This is a genomic window from Paraburkholderia elongata (assembly GCF_013177735.1).
Taxonomy (GTDB): Bacteria; Pseudomonadota; Gammaproteobacteria; order Burkholderiales; family Burkholderiaceae; genus Paraburkholderia; species Paraburkholderia elongata.
In genome coordinates this window covers 100,644-119,154 of record NZ_WOEZ01000040.1, presented here as the reverse complement: position 1 = coordinate 119,154, position 18,511 = coordinate 100,644, and the positions used below count along the sequence as shown (strand labels likewise).

Annotated in this window: 15 protein-coding genes and 1 pseudogene; 8 read left to right on the top strand and 8 right to left on the bottom strand. The window is 63.2% G+C overall.

All coding sequences use genetic code 11. The annotated features are described in order from the left end of the window. Positions 1-149: 149 nt before the first annotated feature. Both GNZ13_RS07915 and GNZ13_RS07910 read left to right on the top strand, forming a co-directional pair. The gene (locus tag GNZ13_RS07915) at positions 150-1,127 is read left to right on the top strand and encodes a LysR family transcriptional regulator (RefSeq protein ID WP_172162086.1); all 978 of its coding nucleotides are present in this window, start codon (positions 150-152) and stop codon (positions 1,125-1,127) included. Between the two features lie 152 nt (positions 1,128-1,279). Beyond that, positions 1,280-1,834: a YaeQ family protein gene (locus GNZ13_RS07910; RefSeq protein WP_172162084.1), complete on the top strand. Its 555-nt coding sequence runs from the start codon at positions 1,280-1,282 to the stop codon at positions 1,832-1,834. A 13-nt stretch (positions 1,835-1,847) separates the two neighbouring features. Here GNZ13_RS07910 and GNZ13_RS07905 read toward each other — a convergent pair whose 3' ends face one another. Next, positions 1,848-2,273: a VOC family protein gene (locus GNZ13_RS07905; protein ID WP_172162082.1), complete on the bottom strand. Its 426-nt coding sequence runs from the start codon at positions 2,271-2,273 to the stop codon at positions 1,848-1,850. 396 nt (positions 2,274-2,669) lie between these two features. Here GNZ13_RS07905 and ada point away from each other — a divergent pair, with 396 nt between their 5' ends. The 4 genes from ada (at position 2,670) to GNZ13_RS07885 (ending at position 7,423) form a co-directional block, all read left to right on the top strand. Continuing rightward, positions 2,670-3,854 carry a bifunctional DNA-binding transcriptional regulator/O6-methylguanine-DNA methyltransferase Ada gene (ada, locus tag GNZ13_RS07900; RefSeq protein WP_172162081.1) on the top strand — a complete coding sequence of 395 codons (1,185 nt, stop codon included), beginning with the start codon at positions 2,670-2,672 and terminating at the stop codon, positions 3,852-3,854. Next, on the top strand, positions 3,851-4,768 hold the full coding sequence (locus GNZ13_RS07895; RefSeq protein WP_172162080.1) for a DNA-3-methyladenine glycosylase family protein: 918 nt from the start codon (positions 3,851-3,853) through the stop codon (positions 4,766-4,768). Before ada ends, GNZ13_RS07895 begins: the two co-directional genes overlap by 4 nt. Before the next feature lie 265 nt (positions 4,769-5,033). Then, positions 5,034-6,650, top strand: a complete 1,617-nt coding sequence (gshA, locus tag GNZ13_RS07890; RefSeq protein ID WP_172162079.1) for a glutamate--cysteine ligase — start codon at positions 5,034-5,036, stop codon at positions 6,648-6,650. 272 nt (positions 6,651-6,922) lie between these two features. Beyond that, entirely contained in the window at positions 6,923-7,423 is a 501-nt protein-coding gene (locus GNZ13_RS07885; RefSeq protein ID WP_172162078.1) for a hypothetical protein, read from the top strand. A 395-nt stretch (positions 7,424-7,818) separates the two neighbouring features. Here GNZ13_RS07885 and GNZ13_RS07880 read toward each other — a convergent pair whose 3' ends face one another. After that, a complete protein-coding gene (locus tag GNZ13_RS07880; protein WP_172162077.1) occupies positions 7,819-9,381 on the bottom strand; it encodes a DHA2 family efflux MFS transporter permease subunit in 1,563 nt (520 codons plus the stop codon). A 135-nt stretch (positions 9,382-9,516) separates the two neighbouring features. Further along, a complete protein-coding gene (locus tag GNZ13_RS07875) occupies positions 9,517-10,059 on the bottom strand; it encodes a MarR family winged helix-turn-helix transcriptional regulator (protein ID WP_172162076.1) in 543 nt (180 codons plus the stop codon). Positions 10,060-10,311: 252 nt separating this feature from the next. Here GNZ13_RS07875 and GNZ13_RS07870 point away from each other — a divergent pair. Then, positions 10,312-10,491: pseudogene (locus tag GNZ13_RS07870) on the top strand (hypothetical protein); the annotation flags it as partial. Between the two features lie 189 nt (positions 10,492-10,680). Beyond that, on the top strand, positions 10,681-12,249 hold the full coding sequence (locus GNZ13_RS07865) for an efflux transporter outer membrane subunit (RefSeq protein WP_172162075.1): 1,569 nt from the start codon (positions 10,681-10,683) through the stop codon (positions 12,247-12,249). Positions 12,250-12,318: 69 nt separating this feature from the next. Here the strand turns inward: GNZ13_RS07865 and GNZ13_RS07860 are convergent, their stop codons facing one another. From GNZ13_RS07860 to gspK, 5 genes are all read right to left on the bottom strand, one after another. After that, positions 12,319-14,058 carry an IS1634 family transposase gene (locus GNZ13_RS07860; protein ID WP_172162073.1) on the bottom strand — a complete coding sequence of 580 codons (1,740 nt, stop codon included), beginning with the start codon at positions 14,056-14,058 and terminating at the stop codon, positions 12,319-12,321. Positions 14,059-14,282: 224 nt separating this feature from the next. Continuing rightward, positions 14,283-15,062, bottom strand: a complete 780-nt coding sequence (locus tag GNZ13_RS07855; RefSeq protein WP_172162071.1) for a type II secretion system protein N — start codon at positions 15,060-15,062, stop codon at positions 14,283-14,285. A gap of 22 nt (positions 15,063-15,084) precedes the next feature. Further along, entirely contained in the window at positions 15,085-15,588 is a 504-nt protein-coding gene (locus GNZ13_RS07850) for a type II secretion system protein M (RefSeq protein ID WP_172162069.1), read from the bottom strand. After that, on the bottom strand, positions 15,585-17,006 hold the full coding sequence (gspL, locus tag GNZ13_RS07845; protein ID WP_172162067.1) for a type II secretion system protein GspL: 1,422 nt from the start codon (positions 17,004-17,006) through the stop codon (positions 15,585-15,587). The genes GNZ13_RS07850 and gspL overlap by 4 nt, the downstream gene beginning before the upstream one ends. 28 nt (positions 17,007-17,034) lie before the next feature. Then, positions 17,035-18,312, bottom strand: coding sequence for a type II secretion system minor pseudopilin GspK (gene gspK / locus GNZ13_RS07840; RefSeq protein ID WP_236001865.1), 1,278 nt, complete (start codon positions 18,310-18,312; stop codon positions 17,035-17,037). Positions 18,313-18,511: the final 199 nt, after the last annotated feature.

Here is an 18,511-nt window from a genome sequence, read left to right as displayed (position 1 = left end):
CACAAAGTCCACGAATGGTATGAGCCGCCCCAATAACTTTCCAATCCATTTTTAGGCCATTCCGATATCAATTTCGATATGGCATCATGGAGACTTCACGACGGCAAATCGTCGAGCAGACGGCTTCAAGCCGCATAGGGAGACAGGCCATGACGCGTAGCTACTCGAACTGGTTCGTGCGAGCGCGGCTCAAGACGCGACAGTTGCAGCTGCTCGCGGCAATGGAGGAGGAGGGCAACGTCCGGCGTGCAGCCGACGTGCTCGGCATGACCCAGCCTGCCGCGTCGCGGCTCCTGAAAGAGCTGGAGGACATGCTGGAAGTGAGTCTGTTCGACCGCACACCGCACGGCATGCGCGCCACCCTGTACGGCGAAGTGATGATCCGTCACGCGCGCATGGTGCTCTCGAATCTCAGCCACGCGCATGACGAAATCTCAGCACTGCGCGCCGGTCTGGCCGGCCAGGTGCGCATCGGCGTGATCGCCGCGGCTGCCGCGACAATGGTGCCGCGCGCCATCGCCAGCGTGAAAGAACGCTATCCCCAGATGCAAATCTGGGCGGAGGTGGAAACGTCAGACGTGATGCTGCCGAAGCTCGCCGAAGGCGAACTGGACATCATGATCGGCCGGGTATTGGAGCGGCAAAACCAGTTCAAGGCCGACATCCGCTACGAACCGCTCGCCGACGAGCCGCTGTGCGTGGTGGCGCGTCCCGGCCATCCTCTCGAAAATGAAACAGGTTTGACACTGCGGGGAATCGTCAACGCGAGCTGGGTTTTGCACCCGCCCGGCAGCGTTTTGCGCCATCGCTTTGACCTGATGTTTTCGCAGATCGGACTGAATCCGCCCCAAAACGTAGTCAATACCAACAATTTTCTGGCGATTTCGAGTTTATTGCTCCAAAGCGACATGTTGGCGGTTTTACCTGATGAAGTGGCGCGCCAGTACCAACAGTACGGTGTTCTCAAGCAGGTACCGATCGATTTACCGTGCAGAATGGATACATTCGGTATCATCACGCGCCAGTCGCACCTGCTTTCGCCAGCGGCCTCCGTCGTGCTCAAAGCCTTACGGGAAGCCGCAGGCGAGGTCTACGGCACCGCTTTCGAGCCGGCAGTGGCGCGATAAATGCTTCTCCCATTGCGATAGTTGCAATAGCAGCCGGCGTTTCGGCTCGGGAGGAACACGCGATGTACACCAATCACCGAAAACGGCAACGCGCCGTCGACGATTCTTTTTCTGTTCGCTCCGGTGGAGCGAGCGCCTGGTTTAGTAACGGCATGGCTCTCAAATCGACGATTTACAAGGCAGAACTCCAGATCGCCAACATGGACCGGCACTACTACGCCGATCATTCGCTGACGATCGCCCGCCATCCCTCGGAAACCGACGAACGGATGATGGTCCGCGTCGCCGCGTTCGCGCTGTTCGCGCAGGAACGCCTCGAATTCTGTAAAGGTTTGTCGGACGTCGACGAACCGGACCTCTGGCAGAAGGACCTCACCGGCGCGATCGAAACCTGGATCGAAGTCGGCCAGCCGGACGAACGGCGCATCGCCAAGGCGAGCGGCCGCTCGAACGAGGTGATCGTGATCGCCTATGGCGGCCGTACGTCGGACATCTGGTGGCAAGGGGTGCGCAGCAAGGTCGAACGCATGCGCAATGTGACAGTCTGGACGCTCGGCGAAGACATCGCCGCCGCACTCGGCTCGCTCGCCGAACGGACCATGCGTTTGCAATGCACAGTGCAGGACGGCGAAGCATGGCTCGGCAGCGCCGACGCCGATGCGGTGAAAATCGAGTGGACGGTGTTGAAGGCGCCTGCCAACGCTTGATAGCGCTTGATTGTTACAGCGACGTCACACGCGCGGCTTCTGGCGGCCCTTTGAGCTCGACCATATTACCTTCCGGGTCAAACAGATACAGCGACTGCCCAAATCCATCCGCGCCATAGCGCAAAGCCGCCTCGCCAGGCCGCGCGCCGTGTTCGGCCAGATGCGCCTTGAGCGCCTCGGCGTCGAACGGTTCAACGCGCAAACACACATGATCCATATTCCGCCCCGCACCCGGCACGCCGTTTTCGGGGTGATCGAGCTTCGCGCCGACCTTTAACAGGTCGATCAGCGAGCGCCCCGCACGCAATTGCGTCAGACCCAGATCGGCCTGCTCCTTCTCGACGCTGCACCCGAGCACCTCACAATAAAAACGCGTCATCTCCAGAACGTTCAACGCCCGAATGACGATGTGATCGATCTCGCGAATGTGGATTTTCATGTCGAACGCCCCTTGGCTGGTTCGCAGAATGGATGAACAGCCACCAGTGTAGGAGAAAGGAGAGGGCAGCGAGAGCAGGCGATGAACCGGCCGCGAGGGACGGATCAGAAATGTTCAGACGAAAAAAAGCCCGCTCTATGTGGAGCGGGCTGAATCCATATCAGGAGGAGACATGGAGGAGACAGGTACTAATATACACATGGGGTTGATGCGACGCAATAACTTTTTAAGGGAAAACCCGATATCGGGCCAAATTGTCGCAGTTTGAGGCGAAACGAGCGCCTGGCGGGGCTCGAGGCCTACGAGGAAGCGCAATGACAGAGCAAGAACCGGGGCGTAGTGTGTCGGCATGCGGCCTACATTGGTGAGCATCGACACCGCCTTTCCGGGACCATCATGAACCGCACCGACCGTACCGAACGTACCGATACCGGCAGCGACACCGCTGTCGGCACCACCCACTGGAGCACCGACGCCGAGCGTTGGGACGCCGTCACCCGCCGCGAGCCGCAGGCCGACGGCGCGTTCTTCTACGCCGTCAAAACGACGGGCGTGTTCTGCCGCCCGTCATGCGCGTCGCGCCAGCCGCGCCGCGAAAATGTCGCTTTCTTCGCCGACGCAAACGCCGCGCGCGCCGCGGGCTATCGCGATTGCAAGCGTTGCCAGCCCGGCGGCCTGCCGCGCGAGCTGGAGATCGTCAATCGCGCTTGCGCCGCGCTGGATGCCGATCCGCAGCAACGCCTCACGCTCGCGCAATTGAGCGACGCGGTGCACGTCAGCCCGTTCCACTTGCAGCGTCTGTTCAAGCGCGTGGTGGGCGTGTCGCCGCGTCAGTATCAGGCCGCGCAGCGCGGCGCCGCGCTGCGCGATGCGCTGCAAAGCGGGTCGGACGTGACGCGCGCCACGCTCGACGCCGGCTTCGGCTCGCCGTCACGGATGTACGACAGCGCCTCGGCGGAATTGGGCATGGCGCCATCCGCGTTCCGCCGCAAAGGCGCGGGGCTCACCGTGCGTTACGCCAGCGCGCCAACCTCGCTTGGCTTCGTGCTGGTCGCCACAACCGACAAAGGCATCTGCAAGATCGGTTTCGGCGACGATGCCGCGATACTCGCCGACGAACTGCGCGGCGAGTTCGCCAACGCCGAGCTGGTCGAAGACGCCGCGCGGCTCGCACCGTTCATCGCCCAGATCGACGCCTATCTGCGCGGCACGCGTCAGGACTTCGATCTGCCTTTGGATATTGCCGCCACCGCGTTCCGGCAACGTGTATGGGACGCGCTGCGGCGCATTCCCTACGGTGAGACGCGCAGCTATTCCCAGATCGCGGAAGCGGTCGGCTCACCCCGGGCGGTGCGCGCGGTGGCGAGCGCGTGCGCGACGAATCCGGTTGCGTTGGCGATTCCATGTCATCGCGTCGTGCAGAAGGGCGGGGCGCTGGCGGGGTATCGCTGGGGCCTGCCGCGCAAGGCCGCACTGCTCGACAACGAAGCGCAGCACGCCGGCGGCGTGTCGCTCGATGAACCCAATCGCCGCGAGCGTGCGGCCATTGCTGCCACCACCAACCTGGACCACGCCGCGTGAGTACGCTTGACGACGTCGCAACACTCGAACTGCCGTTCAAACCACCCTTCGACTGGCCGCGCCTGCTGCGCTTCTTCGGCGGACGCGCGACGCCCGGCGTCGAAGCGGTCGAAGACGGCGCCTATCGCCGCGCGATCGATTGGGCCGGCGACAGCTGCACGCTCACCGTGCGCCTGCATCCGCGCAAGCGCTGCATCGTCGCGAACATCGAAGGCCCGGCGAGCCGTCATGCCGACGCGCTCGCCGCGCCGATCGCGAGGATGTTCGACTTGCACGCCGACCCGAAGAAGATCGGCAACGAACTTGCCGCCGACCCATGGCTCGCGCCGTTGGTCGAAGCCGCGCCCGGCTTGCGCGTGCCGGGCGCGTGGTCGGGCTTCGAGCTGGTAGTGCGCGCCATCGTCGGCCAGCAGGTCAGCGTGAAGGCGGCGACCACGATCATCGGGCGATTGGTGCAGCGTGCCGGCGAGCGCATCGAAGGTCATCCGCATGAGAACACCGCATGGCGCTTTCCAACGCCCGCCGCGCTCGCGGCTGTGGATCTGGAAAAGATCGGCATGCCGGGTAAACGCGTAGCGGCGCTGCAAGGCTTCGCGCAGGCGGTCGCTTCAGGCGACGTCCCGCTCGACAGCAGCGTCGCCGATGCCGACAGCCTGCGCGCCGCGTTGCTCGCACTGCCTGGCATCGGCCCGTGGACCGTCGAGTACGTGGCGATGCGCGCATGGCGTGACGCCGACGCCTGGCCCGCATGGGACCTCGTGCTGATGCAGTCGATCTGCGCGCGCGACCCGTCGCTCGTGCGGCCCACGCAGCAACGCACTCGCACGGACGCGTGGCGGCCGTGGCGCGCGTATGCGGCCATGCATCTGTGGAACGAGGTAGCGGATCGGGCAGGCGCCGCGCGCGGCGGCTGAGGTCGTACGCCAGTCGGGGACAACCGCGGATCGCGCGTCGGGTGCGTGATGGGTAGCGTAGCAAGACGCAGGGCAGGCCGTTTCGTCGTGAAATCAGGCCAGGTTGTGTGGTCTGAGGGCCGGCCGAAGCGGCCTCAAGCAGGCGTCGTGGCGAGATGTTAAAGTGCCCGCTACCCGAAAATTCCGCCGAACGTTGTCAACCGCGCAGTGCTGCACATAAGCAGTGAGGCGGCACATGGCGGCCGACAACGCCCGACTCGCATCAATGCCAAACACGACACCTTCCCGCACGAACGACGCGTTATCGCACCGCCTATCCGTGCTGACCTCAGGCCCGCAGCGCGACGCGCTGATGCGTGGCCTGCGCGGCATCGAAAGGGAAAGCCTGCGCGTGACGCACGACGGCAAGCTTGCCATGACGCCGCATCCGCGCGCGCTCGGTTCGGCGCTCACGCATCCGTCGCTCACCACCGACTATTCCGAAGCGCTGCTCGAGCTGATTACGCCGGCTGAGCAAGACGTCGCGATCACGCTCGAGAAGCTCGATACGCTGCATCGTTTCGTGTACGCCGAACTCGGCGACGAGATCATGTGGAACAACTCGATGCCCGGCCTACTGCCCGAAACGGACGACGGCATTCCGATCGCGCATTACGGCACGTCGAATATCGGCAAACTGAAGTACGTGTACCGCATTGGCCTGGCGCTCCGTTACGGCCGCACGATGCAGTGCATTGCGGGCATCCACTACAACTATTCGCTGAACGAAGAAGTGTGGCGGGTGTTGCATGCCGACCAGCAATCCACAGCAAACGCCGTCGATTACCAGTCCGACCGTTACCTCGCGCTGATCCGCAATTTCCGCCGCACCAACTGGCTGTTGATGTACCTGTTCGGCGCGTCGCCAGCGCTGGATCGCCGATTCCTCCGCGATCGCAAACATACGCTCGAAACCTTCGACGCCGACACGCTGTATCGCCCGTATGCGACCAGCTTGCGCATGAGCGACCTCGGCTACTCGAACACCACCGCGCAAGCCGCGCTGCAGGCCGACTACAACACCTTGCCGGGCTACCTCGACGCGCTCGCGAAGGCGGTGAGCCAGCCGTATCCTCCATACGAGGCGATTGGCACGCAGCGCGACGGCGAGTGGGTACAGATCAACACGAACGTGCTGCAAATCGAAAACGAGTTTTATTCGACGATCCGTCCGAAGCGCGTCACGTATCCGGGCGAGCGTCCGCTGCATGCGTTGGCCGCGCGTGGCGTGCAGTATGTCGAAGTGCGTTGCATGGACATCGATCCATTTGAGCCGACCGGCATTTCGCTGGAGACGTCGCGCTTCCTCGATGCCTACCTGCTGGTCTGCGCGCTCGACGACAGCGCGCCGCTGCCGCCGGACGCGTATGCCGAGGCGAATCAGAACTTCGGCCGCGTGACGATGGAAGGCCGCAAGCCGGGCCTCGAACTGACGCGCGACGGCAGCCCGATCGCGATGGCGGATTGGGCGAACGAACTGCTTGTCAAGATCGACGCAGCCGCGGCAACGCTTGACGCACTGCACGGTGGCGACGCACACGCGCGCGCCGTGGCGGTTCAGCGCGCGAAATTGGCGGATGCATCGCTAACGCCGTCCGCGCGCGTGTTGCAGACGATGCGCGACAAGCAGCAGAGCTTCCTCGCATTTGGCCTCGAGCAAAGCGAAGCGCACGCCGCCTATTTCCGCTCGCGTCCGCTGGATGCCGCGCAGATCAAGGAATTCACCGACCTTGCTGCACAATCGCTTGCAGAGCAGGCCAAACTTGAACGGGAAGAGGTGGGTTCATTCGACGCGTTTGTCGCGGCATACCGCGCGTACACACTGAACCGGTTTAGCGTCTAAAGACGAAGTAGGTAGCGCCGGAAAAAGTGGCCCTGGGGGCTAATGCCGTTCAGCTAACACTGAACGGCATTTTCATTCGTGAAGCAGGAAGCGGCCTTGGAGGCCGCTTTTTTTGTTGCGCACAGTAACCTCTGCGCAAAGCGATGCTGGAGGCCTGACCATACCGGCAAAATTCCCAAACGTTTTGACGATTGGCTGATGCGTATGAAACACCTTGCCGGGGATGCGGTCCAACTTACATGACCCGCTCCAAAGAGGGAGGCTTCAACGTGATGAAAAAAGGTCTGTTGGTCGTAGTGTGTCTGGCGACGGCGGCGGGATGTTCGACGCAGGGGCAGGTCGATCCGGACGTCATGCAGATCGCGACCACGCCGTTGACGTGTTCGACCAAAGCCGAGTGTGATGTCTGGTGGCAGCGTGCGCAGACATGGGTAGCGGGCCATTCGAAGTACAAGATCGAATCCGCGACTGCCACGTTGATCCAGACTGCGGGCCCGGACGGCGGCAAGCGGGCACTCGCGTACGAGATTACGCGCACACCGAACCCGGACGGCACGGCAACGATTGGTTTCGCGGCGCATTGTGATGGATCGATGGGTTGCACGCCGAACCCATGGCAGGCGGGCGCCGACTTCAAGCAATTCGTACGAGGCACAGCGGCGGGCGCGCCGCAGAGCGGCGAGAAACCATCGCGACCAGCGCCGACGGAGATGCACCCGGAGGCGTCGGGACAATCGATCCCGGGAGCGGGTGGGGAAGCGGTAACGCAGTGAGGAAGGGGAAAACGATAACGCAGTCGGCGAGGAGAAAGCGCTCACGCATGAAACGCGAGCGTGACATTGAGTAACCTACCGTGCACAAACGCGGTGGGTAGTTTTAAGAAGTACGCTTCGGCGCGCGAAGCGCCGCCGGAAGAATGACTGCTGTGTCACTCACGCCGAATGTGCGAGGGCGCGGATTCCAGATGCTCCACTGCCCCCTCCAAGCCAGGGGACCCGCTTAAGAATTTGCGGTGTGAGCCGCTTTCTTTGCTTACTTTCTTTGCGGCGGCAAAGAAAGTAAGTGCCTGCCCCGCACAGGGGCGACGCTAATAGACCAATATCAAATCAAGGAAAGGCCAACGCCATAGGCACACAGACAACCAAGCGCCGCACAGGCAAAAAACACCTCAATGCCCCATAGAAGCCCCAACCCCCTTCCTAGGCTTAGTAACCCAAACCAGCAAAGCCAGCACAAGAAACCCCGCACAAGAAATACGAAAAAAATCATTAGTGGCCATCATATAAGCCTGCGCGGTGACAACCTGATTCAACTGAGCGGTAACGCTATCACCAGAAAGCCCAATCCCAGCCAACGCATTGGTATAAGCATTGGTATTAGCCGCATAGACATTAACCGAATCGGTCAACATCGCATGATGGCGGATAGTATCGTTCTCCCAGTAAGTCGTACTGACAGCCGTCCCAATAGCCCCTGACAAAGTCCGAAAAAAGTTCGACAAACCAGAAGCACTAGCAAGCCGATCATCCGACACGCTAGACAACGTAATCGTAGTCATTGGCACAAAGAAGCAAGCAACCCCAATCCCTTGCACCAACCGCGGCCAGATCACATGATTGAACGGCACATCGAGCGTAAAAGTCGAGTTCCAGAACGACACGAACGCAAACACGATGAACGCAAAACTCGCCACCACGCGCAGGTTCAGCCGATGCATATTCTTGCCGATCATCGGCGACAAAAACAGCGCAAGAATGCCGACCGGCGCCGTCGCCAAACCGGCAATCCCCGCGGTGTACCCCATCACCGTCTGCAGCCAGAGCGGGAAAATCACCACCGACCCGAAGAACGCCATAAACCCGAACGAGATAATCACCACGCCGAGCGCGAAGTTACGATCCTTGAATAGCGAGAGATCGACAACAGGTTCCTTATCCGTCATCTCCCACACCAGCAGGAACGCAATCGACACCACCGCGATGATCGCCAGCGTGATGATGAACGTCGAGTTGAACCAGTCGCGATCCTTGCCCAGGTCGAGCACCATCTGCAGGCACGACACGCCGATCACGAGCAACGCGAGGCCGATCGCATCGATACGCTGTTTGGTGACCTTGGTCTCGCGGCCGCGCAGCAACAGAAACGCGCACACCGCCGAGAACAACCCGATCGGCACGTTGATATAGAAGATCCACGGCCACGTGTAGTTGTCGGTGATATAGCCGCCCATCACGGGCCCGAAAATTGGCGCGCAGATCACGGTCATCGCCCAGAGGCCGAGCGCGAGCCCGCGCTTTTCCGGTGGGTATGAGCGCATCAGAATCGTCTGCGAGAGCGGCACCATCGGCCCGGAGACGAGTCCTTGCAGAAGCCGGAACGCGATCAGCGACTCGAAGTTGTGCGCGAAGCCGCACAGCGCCGAGGCGATCGTGAACAGCAGAACGGACAGCGTGAACAGCCTCACCTCGCCGACACGCCGCGCAAGCCAGCCGGTCAGCGGCACCGCGATCGCCGAGGCCACGGAATACGATGAGATGACCCAGGTCCCCTGACTGGTCGCCACGCCAAGGCTGCCGGAAATGGTCGGCACGGCAACGTTCGCGATCGATGTATCGAGCACTTCCATGAACGTGCCGAGCGCGAGACCGACGGTGAGCAACGCCAGCGCCCCGCCTTTGAGCTGAGCGGGTTCGGCGGCAGGTAGGGCTTCGGCGGGAGCCGTAGCAGCCATGTGTGTTTCTCCTCAACTGGGAAAGCTTGTCGCGGCAGCTTTATCGCACCCTCCGAATGGCGCGCTTACATGCCGGATCACCCTCTGCCCAGACAGACATCTTCAAACGATGGCGCTTTCAAAAACGCCTCTTGGTTACTGCCCGCCGTGATCTGACGACGACTCTTCGGGCGATGCTTCCACCGATTCCTGCGACGGTCCGAGTCTGCAACAGGCGCTTGCTCCCTCGCCGATGCCGTTCGCGATGAAACGGCCGAGCAGGTCGAGCAGGGCAGCGTGGTCCGCGGCGGAAAATCCGCGCAACTGCTCGTTCAGCACGGCGGCGCCCAGACTGGGCAATTGCTGCGCGGCTTCGTGGCCCTGCGGCGTCAGCTCCAGCTTGACCATCCGGCGGTCGGCGTCGCTGCGCGTGCGCACGACAAAGCCTTTCTTTTCAAGGCGATCGAGCAGACGTGTCATCGATCCGCTGTCGTATGACATGACGCGCGACAACTCGAACGGTGTGCTCGCGCGTTGCGCGGACAACAGCAGAATCACGCCGATCTGCTGGGCGGTGAGTCCCAACGGTTTGACCGCACGGTCCATCCGCTCGACAAGCACGTTTCGCGCTTTCGTCAGGTAATAGCCAAGACTCGATTCGAGGTGAGTCGCGTCCGCTTTGTAGGGGCCGTCAGTCATCGTGTATCCGAAAACATCGCCAAGCAGAACGAATTCTAGCTGCCTAGGCAGACAAGTCAAACTGGATTTCGCGTAGCGCGAACGGCGCAAAAACAACACTACCCTTGCGCGCGAAGCAAAGTATCTTGAAATTTGATTGCATAGTCAATATTATTGTAGGCAACGAGTTACGCGCGACCCGCGCCACCCGAGACCATGTTCTGACCGCTTGTCTGCACGCCGCAATGGCGCCGTGCGAAAAGGATTTCCCCGATGCTGTACCTCAAAAACACCCTTGGCGGCTTGAGCCGCTCCCTGACCGATTCCGCGCTAAGCAGCTTTCAAGGGCCGCATCGCTGGTGGAAACTGGCGTTGTTCGCCGTCCTGTTCGTACTGCCCGGTGGATCGGTGGGGGTCGCGGCGCTTGCGTGGGTGGAGCATCGGCGCTCACGCGTCTGATCCGTAACAGCACGTAACCATCCCGACACCCTAAGTAACACACCTCCGCCTGCCCCCGCATTACCCTTTCAGTTTCCCGCGCCCCTGCGGCCCCCTACGCTAACATTCTGGTAGAGCCATGATCTCGCCCGGTCGACAGTGCCGCCGTCGGCCGCGCTGCGGCGTCCAGAAGGAATCTATTGCATGCAGTTTGATCGAATCTCGCGCGCGCGGACGCTTGCGCCCCGCGCCCTGACTATCGCGGTAGCAGCGGCCTTCGCCACCCTGCTGGCCGGTTGTGTGGTCGGCCCCGACTACAAGCGGCCCGCGGCTGAGATCCCCGCTTCCTACAAGGAAGCCGTGCCCGGCTGGAAAGTCGCCCAGCCGGCCGACCAGCAAGACCGCGGCGACTGGTGGACCATCTACGAAGACCCGCAACTCAACGCGCTCGAAGACAAGCTGAACGCTTCGAACCAGACCATCGCCCAATTTGCCGCCGCCTATCGCCAGGCACGTGCGCTGGTCGGCGAGGCGCGCGCGGCGTATTTCCCGACCGTCGGTGCATCGGCAGGCGCCACGCGCTCCGGCACCGGCTCGTCGTCCAGTGGCTCCTCGACCACCGCCTCGAGCCGCTCCGGCATCAGCAACAGCTTTAACCTGCAACTCGACGCAAGCTGGGAGCCGGATCTGTGGGGCTCGGTCACGCGTTCGGTGAATGCGCAGAAGGCCGGCCAGCAGGGCGCCGCGGCCGATCTGGCGAATGCGCGGCTGTCCGCCCAGGCCACGCTCGCGCAAACCTATTTCTCGCTGCGCTCGCTCGACGCCACCCAGAAGCTGCTCGACGACACCGTCGCGGCCTATGGGCGCTCGCTGCAGCTCACGCAGAACCAGTACGCGGCAGGCGTCGCCGCACGTTCCGACGTGATTCAGGCGCAAACGCAGTTGCAATCGGCACAAGCGGCCGCAATCGACAATGGCGTGCAGCGCGCGCTGGACGAGCATGCGATCGCCGTACTCGTCGGCGAACCGGCCTCGACTTTCTCGATTGCGCCAATGCCGCTCACCGCCACACCGCCCGCCGTTCCCGCGCAGATGCCGTCGGCATTGCTCGAGCGGCGCCCGGATATCGCATCGGCCGAGCGCAAGGCCGCGGCGGCGAACGAACAGATCGGCGTCGCGATCGCCGCGTTCTTCCCGACGCTGACGCTGTCGGCCACCGGCGGTTTCCAGAGCTCGGTGTTCTCGCAATTGCTGACCGCGCCGTCGCGATTCTGGACGCTCGGCCCGCAACTTGCCGCCACGATCTTCGACGCCGGCCTACGTGAGGCAAAGACCGAAGCCGCGCGCGCTACCTACGACCAGAACGTCGCGACGTATCGTCAAACGATTCTGGCGGCGTTCCAGGACGTCGAGGACAATCTCGCCTCGCAGCGCATTCTCGAACAGGAAATCGTCGTGCAACAGCAAGCGGTGGATTCAGCGCGTCAGGCGCTGGCCATCGTCACGAACGAATACAAGGCGGGCACGGTCGGCTACGTCAACGTGCTGACCGCGCAGACCACCGCCTTCCTCGCTGAACAGAAGCTTGAGAACATCGCCGGGCAGCGGATGGTGTCGTCGGTGGGTCTGGTGAAGGCGCTCGGCGGTGGGTGGGAAGCGTCGCAAATGAACCGCGAAACAGGCGGTGTGGCGGCGCCCGCGCCGCTGCCGGCAGCGTCGGCGACACCGGTGGCGCAAAGCGGAGCCACGTCGCAGCCGGCGCAGAGCAACTAGGCCGAACTTTGACCATGCCGAAACATAAGCTATTGATTTCGCACTCTTATGTGTGCGAAGGCGGGATGTTTACTGGGTACAGGCAGGGTTGACGTTCAGCAGGCGGAAGGCTTTTTCCTGAATGGGCGTCGGCCGCGTGATCATGACGATCCTGGCCTCAGGATTGAGTGGCGTATGACAGACGTTGTACGCGAGCGTGGCCAGATCATCGAGCAAGGTGCGGAAGCTATGGACCGGCAAACCGTCCTCGCCAAGCCTGGTGGCGTCCTTGGCTTTCGCCTGGTCCGAACGTCGTGCCTTGGCCACCGGCGACGCGCGGCTAGCGCGTGCCTGTTCGACATATTCATCGTCAAACAGCATCGGCTTTAACTTCTCGCGCATGTGCCACTCGACGTAGTAAGCGAGCATGCACAGAAAGACATGCGCGCGCACGCGCCCGGCGTTCCAATGGAACACGGGCCGCACCTGCAGGTCGACCGTCTTGAGCGAACGGAAGGCCCGCTCCACGACTGCCAGGCCCTTGTAGGCCGTCACGGCCGCCTCGGCTGACAGAGCCGCTGCCGGCAGACTCGTACGCACCACATACAGACCATCAAGTGCGGCCTCCTGCTGGATCTGCACCGTCTTGCGCTCCCAGCTAAAGCTCGAGTCGGTGATGCTCAACTCGAAGTGCTTGGCCATCTTGAAGTGATCGATGACCCGGCCCACGCGCAAGGCAATCGCTTCGGTACCCTTGAGCCGGTTGCGCACGCGCGAGGTCGCTTCGGCTATCTTCATCAGCTCTGCTTCGGTGGCCTGCAGCAGCGCCTCGCGTTTGCGGCTGCGCTCCTCGGCCAACAGCGGATTGCGACACACGATGAGCCGCTCGCCGGGGAACGCGTCACTCGTCATCTCAAGCAGGTTGCGCTCATCGAACAGCGACGGCTGGAAGGGTCCCTTCTCCTGGGCGAGCGCGGCCATCTGCGGCGCGCGCAGGCTGCTCACCCAGTCCAGCCCGGCCGGGCGCAACACCGTGTCGATACGTGCCTGCGTGAGCATGCCCCGGTCGCCTACCCAGGCGAGCTTGTCGATCCCATAACGGTCTTTGAGCTTCTCCACCTGAGATGCCACGGTCGCGGGATCGGCGGTGTTGCCGGCGAAGACTTCGACCGCCACCGGGATGCCTTCAGACGTGCAGACCAGCCCGAACACGATCTGCGGGTCGTCACGCTTGCCATCGCGGCTGTAGCCGTGCGCCGCGAGCTCGCAGCAGCGTCCGGTCACCCATGTCGAAGTGAGGTCGTAGAGCACCAGCGTACTACCGGCCAGATGCTGGCGGGCGAGGCGCTTCTCGATGCCCGCCTGAGCCTCTCCCAGCCAGTCGAGGGCGGCATAGACCTGCTCGAGGTCGACTTCCCCCAGCTCCAGCAGCCGCGACAGCGAGTGGGTCGCGGTCTCGTCGCGCAACATGCGATGGGTGGCGAGCTTGGAGGCGGGCGACACCACCCGCGCCACCAGCAGCGCCATGACCACGGAGCGCACCGCGGCGGGTGCGGTGGCGAACCACTGCTCGGCGCCGCAGGCGCGCGCCGCGCCGAGCACCGCGGCCACATGCCCGTGCGGCAGGCTGCGCTCGATCACGAAGGCATCATCGACCGAGGATACGGCGACACCGCCGCGTAGCAGGACCTTCAAGCCCTCGATCACCTCGGCGGGCAGCGACGAGAGGTTGGCCAGGGTGCGCTTCCTGACCTTGTTGCCGTCACGATAGGACTCGCGCAGCAGGATTGCGGGTGGCGAGTTGCGGTTGGGGACGTGTTCGATGTACATGAACACGAATAAAAGCAAAGCATGAGCGAAAAATCAAGGTGATAATGTGAATTACATGGCTACATAGGACTACTAAAAAATTGCCGAACCCTACAACTGATGCGGGTTCCAGCAATTTCAGAAGCTAAAGCTGGGACTAGGACTAGGCGCACGACTCGCCAAAGCAAATCAAAACAGGCATGGCCGCGCAATGCGGCCATGCCTCTTTTTTTACAACCCGCGCCTCAGTGCACGAACGTCAACGCGACCGTATCCGGTCCGCTTGGCCGCCCCAACAGATTCAACAGTCCCGCGAGGTTGTCGCGCGCTTCCGGGGCGGCGCTCGCCGTCCCGTGAAACGATGTCGAGGCTGACGACACCGTACCATTGCCAGTCAGCATCAGCGGCCCCTTAAGGGTCGTCAGATCCAGCGTGGACGACATACCCTGCGCCTGGAACAGCAGCCGATAAGAACCCAGCGGCTTGACCAGCGAGACGCGCGAACTGACGTCGTTCAGGGTCACGGTCATCTGGCCGAACGCCTCCTGATTGAAGCTGCGCCAATCGGACCATGCGAGGCGCACGTCGCCTTGCAGATCGAGCGTATTGAACGGCGCGCCGAGGCCGCTCAGCAGCGAAGCCGGCACCGCCATCGCCCCCGGCGTCACGGTGGCGCTGCGCGGGGTGACGTCGACGGTGATCGGGTCGGGCATCGCTTCGCTGTGCCGCATGATCATCCGCACGCGGCCGGTGAAGAGCGGCCAGAACGCCGTGCGCCATTCGATCCGCCCCGGCAGCAGGGTCGCAGCACTCATGTCGGAACCGGCGGCAAGCATCAGCGTGGCCGAGCCGTGCCACAGCGAGCCGGCCGGATCGACGAGATTGACGTGGCCACGGGTCTGTTTGGCGAACTGCTGCGTGATCCAGGCGGCCGGCAGCATCGTGAGCATCACAACCGCGCTCGCCAGCACCGCGACCGCTAGCCAGGGTAGCGCGACGCGCAGGCGCCGCATCCAGTGAGTCATGCGAGATCCTGTAACGGCGCGGTCATTTCGCGGTAGACGGCTGCAACGACGCCGTCAGATCGACCTGGCCGTCTTCCTTGAGCGCCGTCACGTGCGCCTCGGCGACCTGCACCTTGAACTGCTTGCGCGCGTCGTCGACCCAGCTCGTCCATGCGGGGAACGACGCGTTCTTCATCTGAATCTGCACCGCGTTACCGATCACCTGCACCTGGGTCGCGGCCAGGCCGTGATCGCTGAGCGAGGCAGTAAGCGCATCTTTCAGCGCAGCGCCCGTCGGCGCGACACCCTGAGCCGCGGCGGAGAGCTGGCGCGCTTCATTAGCCTGCGCGGTCATCTGCGCCAATTGACGCTGCAAGGTGGGCAACGATTGACGCAGATGCGCGCGGCCATCCTGCGCCGGCGCCCACAGCACCGACCACGCGATCACCACCGCCAGCACTCCGCCACCCCACGCCAGCAGCGTTTTTTCGCGCTCGGTGCGTTGGTCCCAGAATCCAGCCCAGCTTTGGGCGAGTTCGGCTTTCATTGTCCGTTCCTGATGGTCCACTTGCCGGTGTTGCTGTCGATCGCGCCGGTCAGGCCGTTGCGTGCGAGACGTTTGGCGAAATCGGCATCGAGTTTCACCTCGGGCTTGAAGGTCACGTCGAGCCGCCGGTCGTGATAGTCGAGCGCGGCGATGCCGTTGACCGGCACCGGCGCCAACGAACGCGCGAGGCCATCGGCGAGCGACAGGAAATCGTCCGGCGACAGTTCACCCGCCGCCACCCGCAACTGCTGCAACTGGCGCGACATCTGATCGGGCGCATCGAGCACGACCGTCGTCTTGGGGAAGGCGTTGAGGAGCAGCTCGGTCATCTGCGTGTTGATCGCGTCGCGCTGACGCGAGAGCATCAGCCACTGCACGTTCGCGCCGACAATCGCGATCACCAGCGCGGCGACCGCCAGCATGACCGGCAGGCGCAGACGCCGCAGCGTCGCGCGGTCGAGCCGCCACGGTTGCGAGGCAAATTCGAACTGACACAGGTCGAAGCGGCACGCCAGCGCGCGGCGCGCGAGTTGCTCGAACGGCAACGGGCTGGCCCCGTGCACGTAGGCGGCAAGCTTCGCCGGACTGGTTGCGGCGAGACTCGGCTCGTTGCCGGACACCTCGGTTAGCATGTACAGCGAGACCGGCGCTGCGCCGGCGAGCGCGCTGAGCGTCGCGTTCACGGCATTAGCCGGCACCGCCAGCCCCTCGCCTTGCACGCCGCGCGCGATAGCCAGTTCGACGCGTGGCGCACCGTTGACCACCGCGCTTTCGACCGCGCCTTCAAGCAGTAACGCGGGCGCGGTCTGGATGACGGCTGCGCCACGGCCCGCTCCGTCCGACACCGCCGGCGGGACGCCGGGCGCCCCCCCCGGAGCCACCCCGGGCGGGGCCGTCGCCCGGGTCGCGGGGCCCGCCATGACTGGCTCGCCCGCGTTGACCATTTCCGCGACTTCGGCGGGTGTGTTTAGCGCGGCGGCTTGCGGCAGACAGCGCGTGACCGGTACGGCGCGCAGGCTGCGATGCCCGGCTGCGGCAAAGGCCTCGCAGATGAAGCGGAACCAGCCGCGGTCGATGATCGCAAGCAACTGCCGGCCGCCCGTGAGCGGTTGCGGGTCGACGGCGATGTGACAGGTTTGCGGGTCCTGGATCAACTGATCCTCGACGATATTCGGCAATGCCTGACGCAGCCGCGGGCCGCGCAATGGCGGCAGCTTGGCGGGCATCATCAGCAGGTCGCGGGCGGCGACCATCAGCACTGTCGACGAGGCGCGCGGCAACAGCGCGAGCGCCGAGCGGCCCGCGCGCTGGGTGCGGCCCGACTTGTCGAGCAGCACGAACGGCAGCTCCGGCAGTTGCCATTCCTGCGATGGCACCGCCGGATCACGCGGCGGCAATAGAACGATCAGCGTGCTCAAAGGCCACTCTCTCTGGGAAAGGCGTTATTCATAGTTGGTCTTGTACCCGCACGATACGCGTAGTGTGAGTCAATGCGTCGCGATAGACGAGGGTCGTGCGGTCCACTTCCGCGCGTTCGTGCTGCACACGGCCGTGGATCAGAAAGTAGTTCGTGTTGACGTCCATTTCACTCGAGTCGATCGAGACCGACTGTACGCCGGCACCGCGCAAGGCGAGTTGCACATCGCTGACGTTATGGAAAAACACTGTCTGCCGACGCGCGACAAAGGCTTGCGCGGCGGACAGGCTCATTCCCGGCACGATCGCCGCGATGACTTCGGCGGAGGCCGTATTCATGTTGACCGCCGACACCGTCGGCAGCACGGTGACGAACGGCCGCAAGCGCGCGACGATTTCCGGCGTATAGCCGGGGATATCGAGCAGCGAATCGACGCTGGTCATTTGCAGCGGCGCGACTGCCGCGTTGTCGTCGCCGTCTTCGATACCGGGTTTGTCGGTGAAGCTGCCGCCGGTGGCGCCGCCGCCCGCGGTGATCGGGGTCGCCGTCGAGCCCGTGGTGGACGTGACTGTCTGGAAACGTGTCGCCGATTGAGCGAGACTCGTGCGAACCTGCACGGCGGTGGCTTTCGCCAGTTGGCTGTTTACGCCGAGGGACACGAGCAGGCGCTGATAGGCGCCGATCTGTTCCGTGTCCAGTTGCATGACGCCGGGAGCTGGGCTCGAGACCAGATTGCGGAGGTTGAATTTCGACTGGGCGTCTTCGATTGAACCTGAGAGGTAGGTTTCGTGGCCTTGTTCTGCTCTTACTTCGCCGATCTGGCCGAGGAAATCCGATAGGCGTGTTTTGGCAATGGGGACGCCCCATAGGCCGCCCAGGTAGGTGATGCCTGCTGAGGTGTCGCCCTCAGAGCGGAGGATCAGGCGCGTCCAGTCCAGCGCGCCGCGGGCGACCCATTGCGCCTGGGATAGGAGGCGCTGGTTTTCTATCCTTCGGATTTGGACTTGCTGGCGCCAGAGCATGCCCGATACTAATATCGCTGATAGCGCGACTACTAGTAGGGCGCTGATGATTGCTGCGCCGTGTTGGTTTGCCTGCGGTTGCTGTTTTGTCTGTGTGCCTGCGGCGTTGGCCTTTCCTTGTTTTGTTATTGGTTTATTAGCGTTCCCCCTGTGCGGGGGGGCACCTACTTTTCTTTGCCTGCTGCAAAGAAAAGTAGGCAAAAGAAAGCAGCTCAAACCGCCAACTCTTAAGCGGGTCCCCTGGCTTGGAGGGGGCAGTGGTGCATCTGGAATCTGTGCCCCCATATCCTCAACCCGAAGTGACAAGGCAGTCATACTTCCCGCCTCGCGCTCCGCGCTCGCCGGAAGGGTCTGCCTCGAAAACCAGTGGCTTCGTTGGAGGTGAGTGGGGGCCGTCGGCTTCGCCTCGGCGAAACGCCCAACCAACTTTTCGGCAGATGCTTCTGCGTGTGCGTCTGAAGCACCAGGCGTTTTTTGTGATGTG

Coding starts and splice junctions, on each gene's coding strand:
- GNZ13_RS07915 (WP_172162086.1), top strand. CDS start 150: ATGACGCGTAGCTACTCGAACTGGTTCGTGCGAGCGCGGCTCAAGACG.
- GNZ13_RS07910 (WP_172162084.1), top strand. CDS start 1,280: ATGGCTCTCAAATCGACGATTTACAAGGCAGAACTCCAGATCGCCAAC.
- GNZ13_RS07905 (WP_172162082.1), bottom strand. CDS start 2,273: ATGAAAATCCACATTCGCGAGATCGATCACATCGTCATTCGGGCGTTG.
- ada (WP_172162081.1), top strand. CDS start 2,670: ATGAACCGCACCGACCGTACCGAACGTACCGATACCGGCAGCGACACC.
- gshA (WP_172162079.1), top strand. CDS start 5,034: ATGCCAAACACGACACCTTCCCGCACGAACGACGCGTTATCGCACCGC.
- GNZ13_RS07885 (WP_172162078.1), top strand. CDS start 6,923: ATGAAAAAAGGTCTGTTGGTCGTAGTGTGTCTGGCGACGGCGGCGGGA.
- GNZ13_RS07880 (WP_172162077.1), bottom strand. CDS start 9,381: ATGGCTGCTACGGCTCCCGCCGAAGCCCTACCTGCCGCCGAACCCGCT.
- GNZ13_RS07875 (WP_172162076.1), bottom strand. CDS start 10,059: ATGACTGACGGCCCCTACAAAGCGGACGCGACTCACCTCGAATCGAGT.
- GNZ13_RS07865 (WP_172162075.1), top strand. CDS start 10,681: ATGCAGTTTGATCGAATCTCGCGCGCGCGGACGCTTGCGCCCCGCGCC.
- GNZ13_RS07860 (WP_172162073.1), bottom strand. CDS start 14,058: ATGTACATCGAACACGTCCCCAACCGCAACTCGCCACCCGCAATCCTG.
- GNZ13_RS07855 (WP_172162071.1), bottom strand. CDS start 15,062: ATGACTCACTGGATGCGGCGCCTGCGCGTCGCGCTACCCTGGCTAGCG.
- GNZ13_RS07850 (WP_172162069.1), bottom strand. CDS start 15,588: ATGAAAGCCGAACTCGCCCAAAGCTGGGCTGGATTCTGGGACCAACGC.
- gspK (WP_236001865.1), bottom strand. CDS start 18,312: ATGGGGGCACAGATTCCAGATGCACCACTGCCCCCTCCAAGCCAGGGG.